Origin of the sequence: Paenibacillus urinalis (assembly GCF_028747985.1) — a bacterium.
In the GTDB taxonomy this organism is placed as follows: Bacteria; Bacillota; Bacilli; order Paenibacillales; family Paenibacillaceae; genus Paenibacillus; species Paenibacillus urinalis.
Genome location: NZ_CP118108.1, coordinates 4676608 through 4700271 on the forward strand (window position 1 = coordinate 4676608; position 23664 = coordinate 4700271).

Below are 23664 nucleotides of genomic sequence, written 5' to 3' on the forward strand. Positions count from 1 at the left end.
AACTGAATGCTAAGATCCCGATGATCATAGAGTTCATATTGTTCTTTTCTTTACTTCAATCTATCCACATTGAATGGTATTAAGCTTTAACAGCACCCAGTGTCATACCGCCAACGAAGTACTTTTGAAGGAACGGATAGACCACGAGGATCGGAACAGTTACGACAATAGTGATCGCCATCCGGATGGATTCCGGCGAAATATTGGCCATCTGCTGCGCCATGTCATTCGCGTTAACTGTTGCCCCGCTGCCTTGCTGCGTACTTTGAAGGACCTTCATCAGCTCGTATTGAAGCGTCGTGAGCTCCGGCTTCGAACCATTGTACAAGTAAGTATCGAACCAGGAGTTCCACTGTCCAACAGCCAGGAACAATGCGATCGTTGCAAGTACCGGCTTACAGAGCGGAAGAATAATTTTGTAATAGATTTTGAAGTCATTGGCTCCATCGAGCTTGGCCGATTCTTGAAGCGCATATGGAAGACCATCAATAAAGGAACGAATAACGAATACATTAAATGCACTGATCAGAGCTGGGAAAATGTAAATCCAGAACGTACCGATCAGGTTAAGGTCTCTCATCAAAATGTATCCTGGAATCAAACCACCAGAGAAATACATTGTAAGTGCCAGGAACGTAGACACGAATTTTTTCGCTCTAAAGTCAGGGCGAGCGAGTGTGTACGCTACCATGGATGAGCTCACGAGCCCAAGCACGGTTCCGACAATTGTTCTTGCCAGGGATACCTGAGCACCTTGGATCAGACCATCATATTGGAATATCGTCTTGTAATTCTCCAATGTAAATTCACGTGGCCACAAGTAGATTCCGCCGCGAACCGTATCAGATGATTCATTGAGTGAGATCGCCAGTACGTTTAAGAACGGATACAGCGTCACTATAAGAATCAGACCCATAACAACATAGTTGGCTACGTCAAAAATCTTCTCAGAAGTTGTGGCGTTAAATGCTTTGTTAGCTTTAGACACGCTTCCTTCCCCCTTTCTACATGATGCTCTCTTTAGTGAATTTCTTGAAGAGACCGTTTGCAGTGAACAACAGGATTACGCTGACCACAGAGTTGAATATACCTATTGCCGTACCGTATGAGTACCTGCCCATCTGCAAACCGTAATTCAGAGCATAGAGATCGAGTACTTCCGAGTAGTCCGTTACCAAGCTGTTTCCTAGCAAGAATTGTTTCTCGTATCCAATACTGATCAAGTGACCGATCTGCATGATGAACAATACAGAAATTGTAGAACGGATACCCGGCAATGTGATATGCCACATTTGTCTCCAGCGGCTTGCACCATCGACCCGGGAAGCTTCATACAGCTCCTGATCGATACCTGTAATCGCTGCCAGATAAATGATCGCGTTCCATCCCATTTCCTTCCACAAGTCGGAAGCGGTTACAATGTACCAAAATAGGTTACCTTGCGCCATAAACTGAATCGGCTCATCAACAATATTTAGTGCGACCAAGATATCATTGATAATACCGCCGTCTGTGGACAGCATTTTCGTTACAATCCCGGCTACAACAACCCAGGATACAAAGTGAGGCAAGTATGATACCGTTTGCACGGTTCTCTTGAAAAATTTGCCGCGCAGCTCATTGAGTAGGATAGCGAAGAAGATCGGGAATACGAAACCGACAACTAGTCCCATCAAACTCATGGCCAATGTATTTCTGAGTACAAGGTAGAATCGATCGTCAGTGAACAACTCGACGAAATGTTTGAAGCCTACCCAATCCTGTTCAAAAAAGCCTCTTGCTGGCTTAAAGTCTTGAAATGCCATGGTCCATCCCCATAGCGGCAGGTAGTTGAATACGAACACCCATGCAACGAAAGGCATAGACATCAGCAGCAAATACTTTTGGTCTTTCACGGTTTTCCAAAAGTTATTAGGCCCTTTCCGCTTCGCTTTCGTAGCGGGTGTCTCCTTGGAATCCGTGGAAGTGGGCTGTGTTAGCGTTTCCATGAAATGACCCCTCCTCTGTTTGATAACTTAATGATACTCCAACATTTTGAAGAGAAATACCCAATGGATTTAATATAATTTCATATAAAAATTAGAGATGTGTCGTCGAATGGTCATATAAAATGTCTAAAAATGAGGGTATTCAAATGAGCTGTTTGAACTACCGTATTTTGTGCAAAAACGTTTTCTGTTTTCATGAAAAGAGCCGTCTAGCTTTGATCCCTGGATTGCTCCCGGTAAGTAGACGGTGATACACCAACATACTTTTTAAATTTGCTATGAAAATAATCTACGTTCGCATATCCAATGGTAGCAGACACTTGATGGACCTTAAGACCCTCTGACAGCAGCTCCTTCGCCCGCTCCATGCGAACTTTGTCGACAAATACGTTAAATGATTCCCCCGTGTAATTCTTGAACAGCTTGCCTAGATAGCTGCTATTGTAATTGAAGACTTCGGCAAGCACTTCGAGCTTGAGGTGATCGCCAGGATTCCGTTTAATAAAATCGATCATTTGCTTAATTACGGTATCCTTGCTGTTGCCGCCCAGCTGGGAAATGACTTTTACAAATTGAATATTCAAAGTCTCTAATAGATCGTATAACGTTGGCAGCCGATATAACGCCGCCAGCATGGCTGTATGCTCCGTCGCGATGCTTTTGGCTTCTTCATGATTCAAGGACAACTTATTTAGAGCCAAAGCAGCTATTTGTGCCGTTACTTTTTTGATGTCCCCTTCGCTGAAACGGTTCCTAGTTACGATCTCTTCTATCTCAGACAATACCCGCGTAAGTAGGTCCTTACTTCTAATGTCCAGTGCATAATACAGCTTATCAGCCAATTCATGTTCATTCATCGTAACTGCTTGTTCAGCTTTATCATCCGGCTCATGCACATCGGAGGCGAGCAATATACTTCTATCCTTTGCGAAGAATCGCCGCTCTATAGTAATTAATGCCTCACGGTAAGAATGTTCAAGCTCCCGGGAACGCTCGACAGGACGGCCTGCAGCAATATATATCATGGCAGCGTAGCGTTTGAGTACCGTTACGATCCCTTCATATAAACGACGGGCATCCTCTTTGGACAACACCGGCTCCCGGAGCAATATCCCGACATATTTTCCTGCATTAAATACGACTCCGCGCTGTGAAGCATTCAGCATCTCTGCCACTTCCCGTTTCACTTCGGTTAGGAATAAAGTGGAATCGTCATATAGCTCGAGGAGAAGTACTTGATAGCTTGGAGAATATAGCCCCCATTCCTTCAGCTGCTCATCCTCCCAGACCTGTCCGTCAAAGATAATGGACTCGATGAGATGCTCTCTGTAAAACAGCTCTTCGTTTGAGCTCCGCTGCTTGATCTTCTCCTCTTTGTCCAGCATTTTCTTGATTCGTTCCAGTTCTTCCATCATTTCTTCTTCGTCGACTGGCTTAAGCAAATAGCCATCTACACCAAAGCTGATTGCCTTCTTGGCATAATCAAAATCCGCATGACCGCTTAAGATGAGAAAATGTCCTTTTTTCCCTTCCTTAAACAGCAGTTCTATCACTTCAAGACCTGTCATTCCAGGCATTCGAATATCAAGTATCATCAGATCCGGCTGTAGCTCATGATATTTCTCCACAGCTTCTCGTCCGTTAGAAGCCGTATCAATGACTTCATAACCCTGTGCTTCCCAATCAATGATCGTCTTCAGTCCTTCTCTGATCATCGGTTCGTCATCTACAAGTATTACGCTATACATTCAGGCTGCCTCCTTTGGGAACAGTAAAATAAATTTCTGTACCTACACCATATTCACTATGAATATTTAATCCGTGCTCTTCGCCATAAGACAATGTCAATCGCTGATGAACATTTCTTAGGCCAATCCGGCTCTTTTCTTCCTCATCCGGACCGGCAATGGAAGCTAGCACTTCCGCTAGCCGTTCCTCGGTTATGCCGACGCCATTATCTTTTACGCATATCTTAAGCAGCTTCTCGTCCATATTCTGAATCTCGACCTCAACCTTAACGCCCTCTTCCTGATTCTCAAGCCCGTGTACAATCGCATTCTCAACGAGAGGCTGGATGATCAGCGGAGGGATGTATATTTTATCAGCAGACTTGTCCAGCCGCAATTCGAAATTCAGGCGATCTTCATAACGGAATTTCTGAATCTGCAGATAAGATTGGACAATCTCCATCTCGGCCTTGACCGTTGTATGTCCACTGCCGATCTCCAAGTTCTTGCGCATCAGCTTCCCAAGCAGCCGAACGATATTCGCGATTTCGACCTCACCTTTAATATGGGCTTTCATCCGAATGGACTCCAGCGCATTAAAGAGAAAATGCGGATTGATCTGGCTTGCCATCATTTTGAGCTTGATTTCCTTCTGGGCGATCTCGAGCCGGTTGTTCTGCTCGCTGGTCTCCACGACTTGAGTCATCAATTGATTAATGCTCGACACCATGGAATTAAATTGACGTGACAGCTGACCTATCTCATCGTTCCCATCAATATTGGATACGACTTTCAAATTCCCGAGGGCGACCCGGTTGATCTGGCGGCTTAATCCAAGCATACGCTTTGTCGTTAAGAACGAAATAACGTAGACAAATACCAGTGCTACCAGCAGCACCAAACCGATAAAGAGCATGCCGATCAAGCTGATCTTATTCGCATCATTAACAATGCTCTTGTTGGAGAAGACCGATACAATTTGAAATCCATTCATGCTCGATGCCGGCAGCAGCTCATCAACAATAATTTTGGAGGGCTCATTCTTGACATCTGTATCAATAATTCCCGTCTTTTGACTGTTAAGATCCACTTCGATATCCAAACTGTCGAAGGTTTGTCCGACCAAGCTTATATCTTTGGCTGCAACAATATATCCCTGACTGTCAACAATCATCGTGTCAAAGGGTTCCTGACTTAATATGTTGTTGATCTCATAACGATTAATCAGTACCATCAGCACACCCTGACTTTGATATTCAGGAAAATGCACCCTTCTGACCAGCGCCAGGGCATCCGCCGGATTATCCGGAGTCGAAGGTACATAGAACCAGCCGATACTTCTGGCATGAACGGCTTGATTAAACCACTGGGTATCCTCAATTTGATCCGTCACCGGGATAAACTCCAGATTGTTCACGAGGGTCGGATTATAAGTGAAGAATCGAATCGCAGACAGCTCTCGGTACTGCTGAAGATACTCATTGAACAGATCAAAGGCATGGTAAGTCTTCGTCAGCTCAAGAATGCTCGAGTATTCCGTATTCACAACGGTCTCCAGCTCCTTGTTGAACAGCAGGAGATTAGATATATCTGTCGGCACCCTGAGAAATGTGGAGGCCTGATTCTTAATCCGGTCTACGTTGTTTCGAGCTTGCTCTATTGCCTGATCCATCGCCTGCTGTCGAAAATAATAAGTCACCCCTATGCCGATAATCAGCACAGGAATCATGACGACAAGAACGTAACTCATCAGAAGCTTGTGCTTCAGCTTCGTATTATTGTTAAGCCGTACAAGCCATGACAGCAAAGGATTCACCCCTATATCTATTCTAAGCGCTTACACAAAAGAGAGATTGCTTCACCTATCATATCACAAAATGACGACGTGCAAAGTGACTAGTTTCGACATAAAACAACAATTACTACTGGTTCTGTCTTCCCGGTGAGACGAGTAGTATATAAAGATCAATTCCTGCTCTGAGCCCGTATTCACACATCCCAAGTGACTTAAGGAGGACATGCCGTGGATATTTTATCTTCCATTATTATGGGGATTATTGAAGGCCTGACTGAATTCTTACCTGTGTCTTCAACCGGACATATGATCCTGACTGCTCACTTGCTTGGCTTATCTACCGATGAGGAAAGTGTAAAAACCTTCGAGGTTGTTGTCCAGCTTGGTGCAGTGCTTGCCGTTGTCGTATTATATTGGCATACTTTTATTGGTTTATTCAAAATCAAACCGTTAGACCGCACGGTTCCGCGGTTGAACCTGCTCCATATTTTCCTCGCGATGGTGCCTGCTGGAGTTGCCGCCGTGCTGCTGCGCGATGTCATCAAAGCGTACTTGTTCGGACCCGAAACGGTCGTTTACAGCCTGGTTGCCGGGGGCCTGCTGATGATCGCTGCTGAGAAATGGCACAAGAAGCCCACAGCGGTTACGATTGACGATATTACTTATAAGCAGGCATTCACGATCGGATTATTTCAGATCCTCGCATTATGGCCCGGTTTCTCGAGATCCGGTTCAACGATATCCGGCGGGCTGTTAGCCAGAGTCAGCCATACAGCAGCTGCAGAGTTCACCTTTCTCGTCTCCGTACCGATCATGTTTGCTGCAACTCTATTAGATCTCATGAAGAGCGCATCCTACTTGTCTGTCAGCGATATCCCTTATTTTGCAGCCGGACTGATTACCTCTTTCGCTGTGGGCATGCTCGCTATAAGAACCTTTCTTCATTTATTAAAAAGACTCAAGCTGTCGACCTTTGCCTATTATCGCTTCGGACTTGCTCTGGTCATCTTTGTTTTCGTTCTGTAAAAAAAGCCCTCCCTGCTGTTCGATCACACAGCAGGGAGGGCTCTTCATCGGGTACGAAATCGACTATTTTACTGCTTGGATTCTAGTGTTTCAAGATATTCCGACACCTGAGCAGGAGTCTTTGCCCATTTACTATGCAGATGAGCAATCTTCTCTCCGTTCTTGAATACGAGCAGGCTTGGAATACCCCGGACCTGGTTCTCGTCGGCCACCGGCATAAGCTTCTCTGCATCTATAGCGTAGAACTCTTTATCTTGATGCTGGTCGATGACATCGCCAATAAACCGGTCCATATTTTTACAATCCGGGCACCATGTCGTATCAAATTTGATGACGGTCAGCTTATCTCCTTGAATAAGCTCTCTGTATTGTTCTTCTGTTTGTATTCTCTCCATTTTGCAAATTCCTCTCTTATGGTTCTCGTTATATAATATATCAGCTGACCCTTAACGGTGCTGCGTATATAGGTTAGCACTGGTCATTTCTCGAAGCAGTTCGTATTCCTCCTCTGTGAGCAGAGGGGCCTCTGCGGCACCAATATTCTCAAGCAGCTGCGTCCGCGAGCTTGCACCAGGAATGACAGTCGCTACCGCTGGATGATGAAGTGCATAACGAATAGCCGTTTGGGACATACTTCTTTGCTCATTCACTAGAGGACGAAGCTGATGACGAATATCAGTAATCTGATCCCCTGAATAATTCAAAAAGCCCTTTGCTGCTTTGTCATCTCTGCCATCGGCAAGCGCACCACTCGCAACCGGTCCTCTCGCAATTACGTTGATTCCATATTCAGCAAGCAGGGGATACACCTCCTCCTCACCACGGCGATCGAGCAGGCTGTATTGGCTCATGACACTGACAATCTGAGCACGCTGAACATACTCCCTGATTACATTAGGCCGAATTGAGGATATTCCGTAATAACGGATCACACCTTCCCGCTTCAGTTGTTCAAACGCTTCAATCGTCTCTTCCATGTTATCTTCTATCGTACCTCCGTGCAGCTGGTACAAATCTATATAATCCGTCTTCAATCTTCGCAGGCTCTCTTTGACCGCGGACAGGATATGATGTTTACTTGGATCCCAGGTTAAACCGGACTGTCCGGGGACACGAACGTTCCCTGCCTTGGTAGCCAGAATAATATCCTGTCTGCGGCCTTTCAGTGCACTGCCTACGATTTCTTCATTTCGTCCATCATCATAAATATCCGCTGTATCCAGAAAATTAACGCCGCGATCGAGTGCTTCATGAATAAGCGATACCGCTTGATTCTCATCTGTCCCGAGCGACATGCAGCCTAGTCCAATCTCACTTACAAAAAGATCTGATGAACCGAGTCTGTTCTTCTTCACGGTGCATTTCCCTCCTCTATGACGAAATATCAATGAGATTCTATTGTAGCATGTCCTTAACATTAAACAAAAAATGGACCGGAATCTCCTTCCAGACAGAAGGAAATTCCGGCCTCTTCATATTCTTTATTAATAGTAAGGTGCCATAAACAGATAAACGATAACCCCAGTAATACTTACATAGAGCCAGATCGGCATCGTCCAGCGTGCAATCTTCTTATGCTTCTCCACCTGCATCGTCCAGCCCCATACCAGGGAGAACAAGGCTAGAGGGACGATTACAGCCGCCAGGAAGCTGTGGGTGATCAGAATCGTAAAGTATATAGGGCGAATGATCCCTTCTCCCCCGAACTTGGCAGACTCAGGCGATATATAGTGAAACGTTAAATAGGTTATCAAAAACAATAGTGTGGAAGTAAATGCAGCAAGAATAAAGCCCTTGTGAATTGTAATATTCTTCTTCATGATGGCAATCAGGGCTGCGACCAGAAAAATAAAAGTAAAGCTGTTCAGGACCGCATTGATTCTTGGAAGAATCGTATAATCAAAGCTGATTTCACCACTGTAGCCGACGGGACCGAAGAATAGTACCAAAATAATAATATTTGCGATAAGGGAAACGGTTAAAATAATTCCCGCGAAATTCTTTTTGCTCGTCGGGACGTATCCGCCTTCCCCGAGATTTTTGCCCATACTTACGCGTATCCTCCTCTGTGAGTAAATGCTATTTATAATTATATACTGCCATACTCTAGGTGTTAAGTGACAACACTTCGAACAATCACTCTATACGGGTTCTAGCTTCTGTTTCATAGCATAGATTTATACTATATAATCGTCCTTCCGAAAAAACATGTCTTTTCAATCTCGATTGCAAGCAGTATAATAAGCTGAGTTATTGCTCACAATCACATACGTAGTTTTATTTATAGGGGGAGTCTGGCACACCAGGTATCTCTCTGTCTTTTTTGAGGCATATCAACGGCTCCTTACGCCAGATATGTCTTTTTTCTTGTCCTGGATTGGATTACAACCCGTGCTGTCCGGACAATATATCTTTATGATAACTTCGTTGTGATTCGCTCGCAGACTCTACAATTGAACTTAGAAAGGAGATCACTATGGAGTTTATTCTGCATCTTGTACTCATTCTTATCTTCACCAAACTGGCAGGGCATCTGTCCGTGAAGCTGGGACAGCCATCTGTACTGGGGGAATTGATCGCCGGGGTTATCCTCGGACCCGCAGTACTTGGATGGGTGCATCAGACTTCATTCATACAAGAATTTGCGGAGATTGGAGTACTCATCCTCATGTTCATCGCAGGTCTGGAAACCGATCTGGATCAGCTGCGAAAAAACTGGAAGGCGGCGTTTGCCGTTGCGGTTGGCGGGGTTATCATCCCCTTCTTTGGCGGCTATGGATCAGCTGTCGCCTTCGGCATGGATCAGCATCATGCGTTGTTCTTCGGATTGCTCTTCTGTGCAACCTCCGTCAGCATTTCTGTACAAACGCTTAAGGAGATGAACAAGCTTAATTCCAGGGAAGGCACGACGATTCTTGGTGCTGCCGTTGTCGACGATATTCTCGTCGTTGTCCTCTTAGCTGTCATGATGAGTGTACTCGGAGCTGGAGAATCTGTCAGCATCGGGACACTGATCGGCAAGAAGGTTCTGTTCTTTGTCGTTATTATTGCAGCATCCATCTGGGCTGTTCCACTTCTTATGAAATGGCTGTCGAAGCTGAAGGTGGCTGAAACGGTCATCTCTGCCGGTGTCATTATCGCACTTGCCTTCTCCTATTTCGCTGAGTGGATGGGCGTTGCGGGGATTATTGGAGCCTTCGCTGCAGGTATCGCCATCTCGCAAACCGACTACAAGCATACGGTAGAGAACAAACTGGAGCCCATCGCCTACAGCTTGTTCGTCCCTGTGTTTTTTGTAAATATCGGGCTTAATGTCAACTTTGAAGGAGTCGGATCTCAGATTGGATTTATTATCGTCATCAGTGTGATTGCGATTATAACCAAGCTGCTAGGCGGCGCGCTGGGTGCTGGTCTGACCGGGTTCAACCGACATTCTTCCTTTGCTGTAGGAACAGGCATGATCTCCAGGGGAGAAGTTGCTCTCATCATCGCAGGAACAGGTCTCAGCTCGGGACTGCTTGCTACCGAGTATTACACCTCGGTCATTATCATGGTGATTGTAACAACCCTGGTAACACCACCGCTGCTTAAAATCATGTTCTCAGAGAAACGAGCCAGCAAAAAAGAAGCCTCTTCCATCTAGTAATAAAAAAGCAGAGGGTGCGCATTCAATGCCGCCCTCTGCTCTTTTTATTGCCCGCGTATTTTATAGTGAGATCACTAAGAATGATGAGTTATGGATTATCACCGTCAAGATACTGCTCATATTCCGAATTCAATCGCTTCTCCTTACAGTGGACTGATCCGCAGTTTGAATAAAAAACCTGTACACGATTTGTTTCCTGTACGCCAAGCTCATTGTGGCAGTCCCGGCATAAAATAACACCCAGCGGAATTGAGCCCTTATTGTTCTCCACTACAAGTACCTCCTTGATTGTAAGGTGAGGATTGATGCGGTTCCTCCGAGTAACAAGTGTTCCTGACAGCTACTGGAGTGTAGCATAACCTCTTACACCATTATATATAGTAAGCGTTATCAGGATTTATGCCTGTAAATTTCGGATTTCATTTTAATCTACCTAATAAAAAAACGATCCGAGCTCTAGAAAGAGCCCGAATCGCTGAATTATTGATATGTTGTTATTTGTTCTCATCTCCAGGAATCACACAGGAATCATCGGTGCATACAGCAGCATCCTCGGTATTCCCGATCACCTGCAGCGGCTGGCCTTCGGACCAAGCCTGAGTGAGTGCCTGACTAAACACAGAGAGCGGCTGTGCCCCGGAGATGCCATACTTGCGGTCAATAACGAAGAATGGAACCCCTTGAATGCCAAGCTGCGCCCCTTGTCTCTCGTCACTGCGGACTTCCTCACTGTATTGATCTCCTTCAAGCACAGCTCTGACTTCCTCGCCATCCAGTCCGAGCTCTACAGCCAGCTTCACCAGCACTTCCTTACTGCCGACATGCTGTGCTTCTACAAAATAAGCAGCTAGGAGCCGCTCCACCATTTCCTTGTCTTTGCCCTTGCTCGCTGCATAATGAGCCAGACGATGGGCATCAAATGAATTCGTCGGTTTAATTCGATCAAAATTATAATTCAACCCTACACTTTGTGCCTGCTCTACCACATTCGCTGTCATCGCTTTGGCTTGCTCAACTGTTGTTCCATATTTGCTTGCGAGCGATTCATACGTTGTCTGATTAGTATCCACTGCTTCATTCGGATTCAATTCGAAGCTGCGGTACACCACTTCTACGGATTCACGAAACGGAAGAGACTCAAGCGCTTCCTCAAATCGACGTTTACCTATATAACAAAAAGGACACATAAAGTCCGACCAAATTTCTACTTTCATGCTGTTAAACCTCCTAATATTCTGTTACTTACTATTGGTAACCAAATCATAGCATACAGATGGAGCTATGCACAACTCTTCTACCATTTTGAAGAATATGTAAGTTTTTTGGAGTTCTCTACCGATAACAACCTAGTAGCATACTTATTTTTCATACATAAGGGGGAAATATCTGCATCATGAAAAGTTTTACCAAAACCTATGCCAAAAAATCAGCTGCTCTTCTGCTTACGGCTGCATTAGCTCTGGCAGTCCCTGTCTCCTCAGGCATCTCTTATTCGGGAATAGCACAAGCAGCAAGCAGTCAGACAACAGCTGTGACCCTAACTTATCCAACCAAATCCATTACTTTATCCTTGGATAAGCGTGAGTCGATTCAAAACAAGCTTAAAATGTCGGAAAAAGTGCAGGTCGTATATGCTTCAGGCAACAAAGCCATCGCCCGTGTCAATCAGGAAGGTGTTGTTATCCCTGTAAAGCAGGGTTCTACGAACATTCTAATCCAGGTCGTCACTCCAGGCTACAAAGGTCAGCTCAAGCTGCCTGTGACCGTCACAAAAGGAGCTTCTAAAGCCAAGGCCGTCTATGCGACGAAAAAAGTCAGTGTGTCAGGCAGAACCTTCAGCGTGAAGACCGTCACCTTGCCAAAAGGAACACCAGTCACTGCCGGTCTTGCCAATCATAGAGTAGGCGCGGTCAAATCGCTGTCTTCCATTGCCGGAGCATATAACGCATCTGCTGCTATAAATGGAACCTATTTTGAAGCTTACGGTGGTATTCCCGATCCTTATGGCATGATCATCAGCGATGGGATTATTGAGCATATAGGCAATACAGGCACAACCATCGGTTTCAAGTGGGATGGATCTGCGATTATGGATACACTTCGCGTTCGCGTACGCGGTACCGTCAAGGCTGCAGATGATAGAGCACAGAGCTGGTATGTCTACTTCGTTAATCGCACACCGACCAAAGGGAAAACATCTGCCGTTATGTATACACCGAAACGTGGGGCAAATGTAGGCTTCTCCTACGGGACAGCGATTACGGTTCGCAAAGGAATCGTTAACAAAGTCGCGCCAAATACAAATGCAGCCATTCCAAGCGACGGATATGTGCTTGTATTTACAGGCAAGGAGGAGGACATGCTTGCTGCACGATTCAAAAAAGGAAGCTATGTAGACTACAGCATCAGCTACTATAATGAGGATAATAAAGATATCAACTGGTCTAATGTCCATACGGCTATTGGTGCAGGTCCGAGACTAGTAAAAGACGGCAAGCTTGCCGTAAATCCGGCAGCCGAAGGGTTCAGCAGCTCCAAAATTCTAACGGATGGCGGTGCGAGAAGCGGGATTGCCATCAAGAAGGACGGAACGATTGTACTGGCAACCGTCCCTGGGGCTACGATCAAACAGTGGGGCAATATCATGCTGAAGCTGGGAGCTTATCAGGCGATGAATATGGATGGCGGTGCTTCCTCGGGCATGGTTGCGAATGGTAATACTGTCACTTCACCAGGCAGACTGATCAGCAATGGTCTCGTGTTCGGAAGCTCTTTAAAGTGGTAGCATGAAATAAGCGAATCAAGTGTTTAGCAACCCCTTGCCATTTTGGCGAGGGGTTCTTTTTCATAGAACAAGATTACAGCCCACTTCTAATGTACATAATAGAAATATATATTTGAATCTGGAGCCTACTACATGAATACTAAAATCTCAGCATACCAGCTGTTCTCCATTACATTTCTATTTCAGTTTGGCACGACCATCATTTATGCCTTTGAAGCGACCGTGGGAAGAGATGCCTGGATGGTTACCCTATTGTCTTTCATTATCGGAATCATGCTGGTTGCCATGTATCTGGGGATTATGCAGCTTAACCCGGGGCTGACACTGGTGGAATGGTTCCCCCGCCAATTCGGCAAATGGATCGGCTTTCCGATCGCCATGCTGTATCCTTGTGTATTTCTTCTGGATGCTGCCCGTATTATTGGTGATCTGAGGGATCTGGTGCCGACCACCATTCTTCCCAACACTCCACCGCTTGTCCTTATTATTGTGTTCGGCGCACTCGCTTTATATGGGCTCATACTTGGCATAGAGAACATATCCCGGCTCGGACAGATTCTGCTTCCCATCCTGCTGGGGCTGTTTTTCCTTGAGCTGATCTTCCTTCTGTTCTCTGATATTGTTAATTGGGAAATGCTGAAGCCGCTCTTATGGAAGGGATGGGACCCTGTCATTAAGACGACAATCCTTCAGGGAATTACACAAACCTATGGAGAAAGCATTGCCCTTGCCATGATATGGGTGATGGTAGATAAGAAAAGCAAGGTATGGAAGGCCACTCTGATCTCAACGGCATTTGTCTTCCTGCTCATCCTGCTGCTGGATATCTTCTCGATTACGGTGTTTGGCGATGTATTGTTTCAGCGTCTCGTCTACCCATTTTACTCCCTGTCAGGCATGGTCAACATTCAGGGCTTTATTACAAATCTGAATCCCTTTGCGGTCGTAACCATGATCAGCACAGCATATTTCAAACTCGTTATTAAAATGTATGCTGCGCTGACAGGCATTCAAATGTTGCTGCGTCTCAAGAAAGGGCGCCGTCTTATGCTTCCAGCCGTTCTACTGATCATGATTCTTGGCATGACACTGGACAACAATGTGACAGAACATCTCAGCATTATCAGCTTCCAGGTCGTTACGCCTTATGTCTGGATCCCTCTATATATTGGACTTCCACTCCTGCTCTTCATCATCAGCCTGATCCGGCATAAATTAAAATCGGCCCGCTAAGGGCCGATTTCTCGTTTATTTTATGAAGCATTCTCGCTGCCTGTTCCCTTCTGCTCCACTTCCTCTTCCTTGAGCTGTGGGGAAGCACCGGTAACGCCAAAGCTCTTAATGGTAACGTGCGCTTCCACTGTAATTTTCATATCAGGGAACAGCTCTTCCCAGCGTGGCTGCAGCTTACGCCACTCTTCGGGATGGTTGCGGAATAAGTAATCACCAACATTTAAAACATCTGTTCTGAGCTCCTTCTGTATTTTGCGAATCAGCTCCTGTTCATCCTTGACAATCTCTTGACCTATTTCCCATTCCATCCTCCGGATGACCTCTGCATTATACAGATCGAGTCCAGAATTATTTTCATTTATATGAGCATCCCCACTCAGCTTGAAATGCATCGCTACATTGTCGCCTTCAAATGTCGGACGATATCTGCTCTTCAAGCTCTTAATCTCTGCACTTATCGCTCCCTCCCCGCCGATGTCACTGGTCAGATCGGTAACCGAAACGCTTCGTTCTCTCATGAGAAACCACATTAAATACCCGACTTCTTGGTTATCCAAATACCCGCGCAGTTTCAAATTGTTGTCGAGCACCGCATTTCCGATGTAGCGGTAAGGCATGACCGTTTTTTCCTTTTTCCCCTCGGCTTCTGGTACTTTTTCTACAGCAGGGAGAACGGCACCTCCCATAGAGTCCGAGTTAACAGAGCGAAGCAAATTAAGAAAGGTAATATCCGCCACTTCGCGATGGGACTGATGCAGCTTGTAATACTCTCTGACAGCCTGATTTCCATACGGAGTTTTGCTCTTCAGAAAATCAGACGCAAGCCCTCCCTTTACAACGAATATGTCTGATCTGAGCGGTGTTTCCGGATAGCGGCTATAAATATCTATAACATCCTTCAAACCGATCTTGGCTAGCTCTTCACCCATTACCAGTGTCCTTCGATGTCCTCTGTTAATAATGCGGGATACTTTATTCTGGACATAGCTGGAAGCCTCATAAATCGTGCTTTTCGGTTCCCCTACTTCTGTATAATCCTGCTGCTTGTCCCCCCCTTCCGCACCTCCGCCTGAGATCAGCGCGAACTGATTAGTTACCCTATACCCCTGGTCCGGAACATAGTCTATGCCTCCACCCAGAGCAAAAGCCTGATTATTCAGCTCCTTGCTGTCCCAGCAGCCAGTCATTAGTAGAAGCATGGCGATTACCGCCGGCCATCTGTATGCTTTTCTCATATCCAAATCGCCTCCTGACTTACGGTTTGGGCTTTTGGCCCTTTGGAGTACGTATCGGGTTCCGGGAGCCGATAAGATTCGGTCTCTTATTCATCGCCCAGTGTGGATTACGCCAGATCATATCCTGCATATTCACCGAAGCAACCGGTGCCAACGGACTCATATACGGAACACCAAAGGAGCGGAGACTGACCATGTGAAGCAGCATCGCCAGCGTACCGATGGTGATGCCGTACAATCCGAACACCCCTGCACAGAGAAGAAGTGGAAAGCGCAGCATCCGAAACGCATATCCAACATTGTAGCGCGGTGCGGTAAAGGAGGCGATGCCGGTACCCGCCACGACGATGACAATTGGCGCTGATATGATGCCTGCCTGAACGGCAGCTTGACCGATAACGAGTGCACCCACAATACTGACCGCCGAACCAATCGCCTTCGGCAGCCGTATACCCGCTTCCCGAAGCCCCTCAAATACACCTTCCATAATGAAGGCCTCAATCACCATGGGAAATGGAGAAGCCTCTCTCGCCTGGGTGAAGCTGAGTGCAAGGCTTGTCGGAAGCATCTGCGGATGGAAATTGACAATGGCTATAAATACCGAAGGGAGAAACAAAGAAGCCAGCAAGAAAAGAATACGGATAATCCGGGTAGCTGTGGCGTACAGATAAGGATTGTAGAAATCCTCTGCTGCCTGCACGCCGGCCCAAAAGGTAAATGGAACGATCAGTACAAACGGGGTGCCGTCTGTAAAAATAGCCACTCTTCCTTCGAGCAGACTTGCCGCCACGGTGTCCGGTCTTTCTGTATTCTGAACGGTAGAGAAAGGGGAGTATGGCGCATCCTGAATAAACTCTTCAATATAGCCTGATTCAAGAATGGCGTCGATCTGGATATCCTTTAGCCTGCTTCTGACTTCCTGCAGCACGGTTTCCTTTGCAATGCCTTCGATATAGGAGATCACGATGTCCGTCTGCGTATATTCGCCTATGACCATGGACTCCATTTTGAGCTTGGGGCTCTTTATCTTGCGCCGTACCATGGCTGTGTTCTGTCTCAGCGTTTCCGTAAACCCTTCCCTTGGTCCCCGAATACTCCCTTCCGAGGTAGGCTCCTCGATACTTCGACCGGATCCTCCCTTCATATCGATCATGAGCGCAGAAGGCATCTTGTCCATCAAAATAGCCGCATTCCCGCTTAGCAGGCCCTTCTCTACTTCCGTGAAGCTGACTACCTTCTTCATGTTTGCCGAAGGAATTCGCTGGGTGAGGATCAGCTGTTCCGGGTCCGATGCCGCATCTCCTTCCTTCGAGCTGCCGAGGATGATCGGATCCAGAATGCTCTCATCAATCATCTTCGTATCAACCAGCCCATCAATAAATACAATCAGGATCTCCTGCGAATTTGGAAGAGGAATCTTCCGAAACACCACATCCGAGCATTGGGAGAAGGACTGGCGAAGCTGTTGTTCGTTCATTGATAGATTCCTCTCCAGACTGTGATGGGGTTCAGAGGGTCTATTCTCATTTGTAATTCCTGAAGCACCTGTTGGTTGTTCGGAACCCTTCCCTAAGATGATCCTTCTTGCCAGCTTCTGCAGCAGATTCATCCTCTCCACTCCTTCTGGTTATTCCAATGTTGATCCATAATCCACAATCTCCAAATCCACATCGTAAGTGACAGGAATTTCGCTAAAGACTTCATCCCATCGTTCCTTTACCTTGTTGTAATATCCCGGGTATTTAATACGGACTTCCTTACCAAAACCGACTACATCGGCATGATATGTATGCTGCAGCTTGTCCAGCAGTACTTTGATTTCATTTTTTACAGTTTCATTGAATTTCTTTTCCTGCTCTACAATATATTCTGAATCAGTGGGCTCTTCGGGATAGCTCCAATCCTCAATCAATCTTCCCTTTGATCTCACATCAAGATGAATAGAGAGCTCGTCTCCTTCCAGCTTAGGAGTAATTTTGCTGCTAATTGAAGCAATCTCATATACGATCGTATCGCCCTTATCCGAATAAGTCTTGAGCACCCCGCCCGGACTCCCCTCTATCCAGGAAATCGCTTCAATATCCACTTGATTCAGCCTGCCAATATATTTATTCGTATCTCCTTCAAAAAGCGCACCGCCGACAAATTTCAATTCATTCTCTGCCATGATGACATTCTGCAATACAAAGCTTTGTCTGGACTGCATTAATCCTTCCAGCTTCCCAAGTGAAACGGCAGGCAGAATCCGGTTCGTACGCTGCCGATTACGGACAAGCCCTCTCAGATTAAAGGCCGGAACTTCACCTGGCTGACTGGCACTCAGCACATCAATCGCTTTTTGCTGGCTGATCAGAACTAGGGTACTGGGCCGGATATCATTATCACGTAATATAAAATCAAGCAGCTGCTCCAAGCTATATTTCGCAGCCAATTCACTAGAGATGACGATTACTTTCAAATGATGGCCGATCAGAGGGCGATCTCTTCTCAGCGAGAATTGCCTAAATATTTGCAGAAGGGAATCGCCGGTGAGTCTTTCGTTAAGGTATGATTCACCTGCCTGGCCGCTCTGTCCCTGAGATGTCTGCGATTTCGTTCCCGGCACAATTTGTACCGTAGCTGTTATCACATTCTTCTTAGGATAATGTCCTCCGCGCTTATTGACCTCTTCTTCAAATTTTGTTTCATCCGCCACATCCAGTCCGACGCCAACGTATACTCTCAAATCCTCAATCTCCCGGCTGCTCCAGCAGCCCGACAAGCAGACGGTCAGGATAAATATGGCCATCAGCTTGAGCGCTTTACGCAGGTTGTTCACTTTGCTTCCCTCCTTTCTTACGTATGAGACTAATGATGAGAAGAACTAGTGGAAGTCCGCAGAACAGCACCAGTGAGAAATTGCCCAGAATATCACCAAGGATGAACGTTTCATTAATGTCCTTCGGCAGCATCGCGATGACATAGTTGACGGGCAAGAGCAGCAGTAGAAAAGGTGTAATTTTACGTCCTTTAAACAGCTGGGCACCACCAAGGGAGGCAGCATAATGTGTAATGGTAAACGTTGAGAAAATCTGCATGATCCAAATAACGAGCAGTAGAGATTCGAACCTCTCAAAGATAAGACCTTCGGTTTCAAAACTGCGCAGCAGATCAAGCGTGGGCCAGGTTTTGGTTAAAGTGCCATCCAGCGACAAGCCGCCAATGACCATAATGACGGTAATCAAGTATACGACCAGCGGTACTGATATGCCGTAAACGACTGCTTTTACTCCCTTATTTGGATGCTTCATATAGGCCGCGACGACTAACATGGCTTCAAATCCGGTAAATGAAAACAATGAGGGCTTGATCCCCTTTATGACCGGCATGATTCCCATTCCAAGTACAGGTCTTAGGTTGTTGATATCGAACAAGTGGACACTGAGCAGGATGATAACGACAAAAATGACCAGTGTAATCGGCAGGATAATCTGATACAGCCGCGCAATCGGATTAATTCCGCCGATTACCAAATAAAAGCCCACCCACATAAAAATCATGACATAGGACCATACCGGGGTTGCTTCCAGCAGATACAGCCGGGTAACTTCCGCCATCACCCGGATTTCAAAGGCGGAAATGGTGACAAAGTAGCTGATAATGCAAAAACAGATGATATAGGCAATCCATTTCCCCGTAATCTCGCGCGTGAACTGAAACACGGTCTTCCCGGGAAATCTCATGCATAAACGCGCTATAATGATGCCTGCAGCAAAGGTGATTACGCTTGACAAGAGAACTGAAATCCAGACATCCGGTGTTCCGACCGCCTTGGCCATCGTCCTTGGCATCGTCAGGATGCCGGCCCCAAGCATGTAGTTGATTACAAAAACCGATGCCTGGGTCGTTGTTATTTGATCTTCTGCCTTTTTCAGATTGCTGCTCATTGTAGGCCATCACTCTTTTCTATTTGCCAAAGTTTATGATTTCATGCGATCCCGGTCCTTGCCCCTCGTCGTGCTGGGCCTCTTGCTCATCATGAACATGGGAGCTCGAACGATAAAGTCCTTCCAGTCGGATGGCTTGTAGGAGATCATCGGAGCGGTATATGGAACACCAAAGCTCTTGAGTCTTACAAGATGACTACATAGCAGCAAAAAGAACATAATGACCCCAAATAGTCCGAATAGCGCTGCGCTGAACATGGCTCCAAAACGGAGCACTCGGATGATAATGCCGGCACTATACATCGGAATAGAGAAGGAGGATATTGCCGTTACTGCTACGATGATGACCAGAAGCGGACTGACAATGCCCGCCTGGACGGCTGCTTCCCCGATAATGAGACCGCCAACGATACCCATCGCGGGTCCGACCGGCTTAGGCAGTCTTATTCCTGCTTCTCTTAGAATCTCAATAGCGACCTCCATAATCAGTGCTTCGATGATCGAAGGAAAGGGAACACCAGCCCTTGTATTAATAATGGTGAGTGCCAGCTTGGTAGGAATAAGCCCCGGATGGAACGATATAAAAGAGATATACATCGCAGGTCCAAGCAAAGCGATGAGAGCAGCCAAATAGCGAATGAGCCGGATGAAGGTTCCCCAAACCCAGCGTTCATAATAATCCTCTGGTGACTGCAGCAGCATGCTGAAGGATACAGGTACGATTAAGGCAAAGGGAGTTCCATCCAGAAGAATAGCGACACGTCCCTCCAATAGAGCACCAATGACTCTGTCCGGCCTTTCGGTGTTTTGGGTCTGTTGAAAGGGGCTGAGCCAGTTATCTTCAATCAGCTGCTCAATATATCCCGATTCGAGCGGGTCATCAATGCTGATTTGTTCAATTCGTTTCTGAACTTCTTCTACCAGCTGCGAATCGGCAATATCGTTCATATAAGCGATGACAATATCCTTCTTCACACGATTTCCTACTTCGAGCTGGGTAATTTGGAGACTGCTATTTCGACCATGCAGCCGCAGAAGTGCTGTGTTATCATTCAATTTTTCCGTGAAGCCGACTCTCGGACCACGAAGCAGAGCCTCTGACAAAGGCTCCTCCGCACTTCGCTGCTTGCCTTTGGGGGAGCCTACAATCATCACGCCACAAGCTCCGTCAACGAGCAAACCCGCATAGCCTGCCAGCATCTTCTCCACGGTTATACCGAGCTGTTTAGATTCCATCATTCCGATGACCGGAAGCTGCTGCTGCTGCAAATATTTCTCCAAATCCTCACTCGAATGAAGTTTCTCTGCTTCATCTTGGGGTATTCCCTCTCTCATCAGCGGAGCAAGGACATGGGTGTTGATCAGATCAGGATCCGTCAGACCATCTACATAGATAATGGCAGCTCGATTGTTCAAGCCCTTAATGACAAATTCCCTGATATGCACGTCAGAATTGTCGCCGATGCTCTTTTGTATCAGCTGCATATCTGAATCGTAGTTCCCCGTGAGCGGCTGACTGGATTCCTGCTCTGTCTGTTCAGCTTCTTTACTCTGACCGGAACTGTTGTCTTGTTCGGGAGAACTGCTTACTTGACCGGAGGAGGTGTTCGCCTTCTTGCTCCGGTTCGTTGCTTTCACATAACGATTAAGGTCAGCAGCAGCCTTCATCATTACAACCGGAAGGACGAATACGACAGCTGCCTGGATCCACATTCCCCCGTCAGGGAAATAGGATAATAGGGTTTCCCACAATTTAAAAAACTCCCTGCTGTGATGGATTGTATAGGATCGATTGTATTTTAACCCCAAACCCTCATAATCATTCTTTAATTGGAAGATGACGCTCACTCTAGACATCCATCCAAAAGACCAGCCATTGCTTACAAATCTGCCGGCGTACCATTGACGATTTTCCCTGTTCATTTTCGGGTATTAACTCTATGCAATACTCAATTGAATTGGAAAGGGGTATTTCATGCATATCAAGTACAAAAAAGCCTGGAAGCAAAACATCATATATGAAATTTATCCGCGCAGCTTTAAAGATAGTAACGGGGATGGGATCGGAGATCTGCCTGGAATTATTTCCAAGCTAGATTATTTGCAGAGTTTAGGAGTAACCGCCCTTTGGCTGAATCCCATTTACAAATCGCCGGACATTGATCATGGCTATGACATTACCGACTATTATGCGATCCAGCCTGAATACGGAACGATGAGTGATTTTGATCTGCTGCTGGAGGAGGTTCACAACAGAGAGATGGGACTTCTCATGGATCTGGTCTTAAACCATACTTCCGATCAGCATCCCTGGTTCAGAGAATCACGCTCTAACAAGCATAGTCGTTACCGGAATTACTACATTTGGAGACCTGCCGGAGCAGACGGCGGCCCTCCTAACAACTGGACCTCTTATCTTGGCAAGTCTGCCTGGACCTTTGATGAAGAGAATGAGGAATATTACATGCACCTCTATAACTCGACTCAGCCGGATCTGAATTGGGACAATCCTGATCTGCGCGAAAGCATGTATAAGATGATGCGATTCTGGCTGGATAAAGGCATTGACGGATTTCGTATCGATGCAGTGAATGCAATCTCCAAGGATCAAACCTTCCCTGACTCGAATCTATCGAGACTGCAATCGAACGGTGAGCCCTTCATTAAGAATGGACCGAATATTCACGATTATTTGCAGGAAATGCATGAGAAAGTGTTCTCTCATTACGATATTTTCACTGCGGGTGAAATGTCCTATATCAGTGAGCAGGATGTACTCGACTATACACACCCGGATCGCAAAGAATTGTCCATGGTCATCTCTCCTGAAGCTACTACGCTCGGTAATCTTCCAGAAGATGAATTTAAACAAAAAGAATGGACACTTGACGAGTTGCGGGAGGTCATGCAGAAATGGCAAAAAAACGTCGGCGACCCCGGCGGATGGTTCGGACTTTACTTCAGCAATCATGATCAGCCCCGGCTGGTCAATACCTTTGGCCACCCGGGTAAGTACAGGGTCCAATCCGCCAAAATGATCGGTACCATGCTGTATACGTTAAAAGGAACCCCTTTTATGCTGCAAGGTGATGAGCTCGGGATGACCAACAATCCTAAGCTTCATTCGATTGATGATATCAAAGAGCAGCAGGCAATTGCCTATTACGATGTCATGGTCAATGAACGAGGGGAAGATGAAGAGAAGATCATGCAGCGAATTCGAAGAAAAGCAAGAGATCATGCACGGACCCCTATGCAATGGGACGAGAGCATTCATGCTGGATTTACTACCGGCGAGCCTTGGCTCCCAGTAAACCCAAATTACAAGGAGGTTAATGTCAAGGAACAGGAATCAGATCCCTATTCCGTATTAAACTACTATCGACAGCTTATTAATATTCGTAAAAACCATGCTGCACTCACCTACGGAGAGTATAAGGCAATTCTAACCGATCATCCTCAAGTTTTTGCGTATCTGCGTTTATTTGAGGATCAGACTTGGCTCGTTCTGCTTAACTTCTCAGAGGAAGAAGCAGCTTACTCCCTTGATTCGAATGATATAGAACGACTCTCGGATCCCCGCCTGCTTATAGGGAATTACAAAGAACCGAATGAAATAATTGATCTCAAGAGTGGTGTTCTGAAGCCGTATGAGGCTATTGTGCTGGCACCTTCACTTCACTGATTCCCTCCAACTGATGAGTACGAGAGCAGCTCTTAGTTTTCGGATTGGGCTGCTTTCGACGTTGTAACAGCTCATATAGAAAACCGTAGATTACCATATATTACATTGGGATATGATCCTTTCAGATGATATAATTTCCATATTAATAGTCTTTGTTACAAATCATATAAAAAGGGTCTTGTTCCGATATAAGGAGGTTTTAATCCACGATGAGCGCACCAATTCAAATCTATAAAATATCTGCTGAGTTAAAAAAAGATCAATTCAAACTGCTTGTGATTCCCTGGAAGCTGCTTATTGAGACAAACCGTTATTACGAAATCCGGGAAGAGAACGGACCTGTCAAAAGATTATATAAGGAGAAACTAAATACGATCACCATGGATACTAAATCTTATGCGAATGGGACCATCGTCTGCTCGGCGTTCTGTTCTGAGAATTACATACATCAAACCAAGAAAGAAATTGTAAAGAAATTAGGGCATATTATTGACTCCTACATCGAGGAGCACCGGGTTAACCAGCAGACGATAAAAGAATGTGCTCCAAGAGATATCTATCTGGGATAATATATAGATCAAGCGAAAAGAAGCCTTCTCCGTTATGGAGAAGGCTTCT

20 protein-coding genes are annotated in these 23664 nt (G+C 46.0%); 6 read left to right on the forward strand and 14 right to left on the reverse strand.

Going from position 1 to position 23664, the window contains the following annotated elements:
• Positions 1 to 79: 79 nt before the first annotated feature.
• The 4 genes from PUW25_RS21680 to PUW25_RS21695 form a co-directional block, all read right to left on the reverse strand.
• Complete coding sequence (locus PUW25_RS21680; RefSeq protein WP_047913700.1) at positions 80 to 988, reverse strand: carbohydrate ABC transporter permease; 909 nt, start codon at positions 986 to 988, stop codon at positions 80 to 82.
• Positions 989 to 1004: 16 nt separating this feature from the next.
• Positions 1005 to 1988, reverse strand: a complete 984-nt coding sequence (locus PUW25_RS21685) for an ABC transporter permease (protein ID WP_047913699.1) — start codon at positions 1986 to 1988, stop codon at positions 1005 to 1007.
• Positions 1989 to 2197: 209 nt separating this feature from the next.
• A complete protein-coding gene (locus tag PUW25_RS21690; RefSeq protein WP_274337504.1) occupies positions 2198 to 3736 on the reverse strand; it encodes a response regulator transcription factor in 1539 nt (512 codons plus the stop codon).
• On the reverse strand, positions 3729 to 5465 hold the full coding sequence (locus PUW25_RS21695; RefSeq protein WP_274338236.1) for a cache domain-containing sensor histidine kinase: 1737 nt from the start codon (positions 5463 to 5465) through the stop codon (positions 3729 to 3731). Before PUW25_RS21695 ends, PUW25_RS21690 begins: the two co-directional genes overlap by 8 nt.
• Positions 5466 to 5762: 297 nt before the next feature.
• Here PUW25_RS21695 and PUW25_RS21700 point away from each other — a divergent pair, with 297 nt between their 5' ends.
• On the forward strand, positions 5763 to 6536 hold the full coding sequence (locus PUW25_RS21700) for an undecaprenyl-diphosphate phosphatase (protein WP_047913772.1): 774 nt from the start codon (positions 5763 to 5765) through the stop codon (positions 6534 to 6536).
• Between the two features lie 68 nt (positions 6537 to 6604).
• Here the strand turns inward: PUW25_RS21700 and PUW25_RS21705 are convergent, their stop codons facing one another.
• The 3 genes from PUW25_RS21705 to PUW25_RS21715 all read right to left on the reverse strand — a co-directional run bounded on the left by PUW25_RS21705 (position 6605) and on the right by PUW25_RS21715 (position 8584).
• Entirely contained in the window at positions 6605 to 6931 is a 327-nt protein-coding gene (locus PUW25_RS21705) for a thioredoxin family protein (RefSeq protein ID WP_047913697.1), read from the reverse strand.
• Between the two features lie 51 nt (positions 6932 to 6982).
• Positions 6983 to 7891 carry an aldo/keto reductase gene (locus tag PUW25_RS21710; protein ID WP_047913696.1) on the reverse strand — a complete coding sequence of 303 codons (909 nt, stop codon included), beginning with the start codon at positions 7889 to 7891 and terminating at the stop codon, positions 6983 to 6985.
• A gap of 129 nt (positions 7892 to 8020) precedes the next feature.
• A complete protein-coding gene (locus PUW25_RS21715; RefSeq protein WP_047913695.1) occupies positions 8021 to 8584 on the reverse strand; it encodes a DUF420 domain-containing protein in 564 nt (187 codons plus the stop codon).
• 428 nt (positions 8585 to 9012) lie between these two features.
• Between PUW25_RS21715 and PUW25_RS21720 the strand changes: the two genes are divergently transcribed.
• Entirely contained in the window at positions 9013 to 10179 is a 1167-nt protein-coding gene (locus PUW25_RS21720) for a cation:proton antiporter (RefSeq protein WP_047913694.1), read from the forward strand.
• 91 nt (positions 10180 to 10270) lie between these two features.
• Here the strand turns inward: PUW25_RS21720 and PUW25_RS21725 are convergent, their stop codons facing one another.
• Positions 10271 to 10453, reverse strand: coding sequence for a GapA-binding peptide SR1P (locus tag PUW25_RS21725; RefSeq protein ID WP_047913693.1), 183 nt, complete (start codon positions 10451 to 10453; stop codon positions 10271 to 10273).
• Positions 10454 to 10676: 223 nt separating this feature from the next.
• The gene (locus PUW25_RS21730) at positions 10677 to 11396 is read right to left on the reverse strand and encodes a DsbA family oxidoreductase (RefSeq protein ID WP_047913692.1); all 720 of its coding nucleotides are present in this window, start codon (positions 11394 to 11396) and stop codon (positions 10677 to 10679) included.
• 179 nt (positions 11397 to 11575) lie between these two features.
• On the opposite strand from PUW25_RS21730, the gene PUW25_RS21735 reads away from it, so the two are divergent.
• A complete protein-coding gene (locus PUW25_RS21735; RefSeq protein WP_052512259.1) occupies positions 11576 to 12967 on the forward strand; it encodes a phosphodiester glycosidase family protein in 1392 nt (463 codons plus the stop codon).
• Between the two features lie 132 nt (positions 12968 to 13099).
• Positions 13100 to 14200, forward strand: coding sequence for a GerAB/ArcD/ProY family transporter (locus tag PUW25_RS21740; protein ID WP_047913691.1), 1101 nt, complete (start codon positions 13100 to 13102; stop codon positions 14198 to 14200).
• Positions 14201 to 14220: 20 nt separating this feature from the next.
• Here the strand turns inward: PUW25_RS21740 and PUW25_RS21745 are convergent, their stop codons facing one another.
• The 5 genes from PUW25_RS21745 to PUW25_RS21765 are packed head-to-tail and all read right to left on the reverse strand — an operon-like array spanning position 14221 to position 21113.
• Entirely contained in the window at positions 14221 to 15435 is a 1215-nt protein-coding gene (locus PUW25_RS21745; RefSeq protein WP_052512258.1) for a Ger(x)C family spore germination protein, read from the reverse strand.
• Positions 15436 to 15454: 19 nt separating this feature from the next.
• Positions 15455 to 17044, reverse strand: coding sequence for a spore germination protein (locus PUW25_RS21750; protein WP_238546478.1), 1590 nt, complete (start codon positions 17042 to 17044; stop codon positions 15455 to 15457).
• An 18-nt stretch (positions 17045 to 17062) separates the two neighbouring features.
• Positions 17063 to 18253: a Ger(x)C family spore germination protein gene (locus tag PUW25_RS21755; protein WP_047913690.1), complete on the reverse strand. Its 1191-nt coding sequence runs from the start codon at positions 18251 to 18253 to the stop codon at positions 17063 to 17065.
• Complete coding sequence (locus tag PUW25_RS21760) at positions 18237 to 19361, reverse strand: GerAB/ArcD/ProY family transporter (protein ID WP_047913689.1); 1125 nt, start codon at positions 19359 to 19361, stop codon at positions 18237 to 18239. Before PUW25_RS21760 ends, PUW25_RS21755 begins: the two co-directional genes overlap by 17 nt.
• A gap of 33 nt (positions 19362 to 19394) precedes the next feature.
• Complete coding sequence (locus PUW25_RS21765) at positions 19395 to 21113, reverse strand: spore germination protein (RefSeq protein WP_420799959.1); 1719 nt, start codon at positions 21111 to 21113, stop codon at positions 19395 to 19397.
• A gap of 223 nt (positions 21114 to 21336) precedes the next feature.
• Here PUW25_RS21765 and PUW25_RS21770 point away from each other — a divergent pair, with 223 nt between their 5' ends.
• Together PUW25_RS21770 and PUW25_RS21775 are read left to right on the forward strand one after the other, a co-directional pair.
• Positions 21337 to 23046 carry a glycoside hydrolase family 13 protein gene (locus PUW25_RS21770; protein WP_047913687.1) on the forward strand — a complete coding sequence of 570 codons (1710 nt, stop codon included), beginning with the start codon at positions 21337 to 21339 and terminating at the stop codon, positions 23044 to 23046.
• Positions 23047 to 23255: 209 nt separating this feature from the next.
• Positions 23256 to 23615 carry a hypothetical protein gene (locus tag PUW25_RS21775; RefSeq protein ID WP_274337505.1) on the forward strand — a complete coding sequence of 120 codons (360 nt, stop codon included), beginning with the start codon at positions 23256 to 23258 and terminating at the stop codon, positions 23613 to 23615.
• The last annotated feature ends 49 nt before the right edge of the window (positions 23616 to 23664 follow it).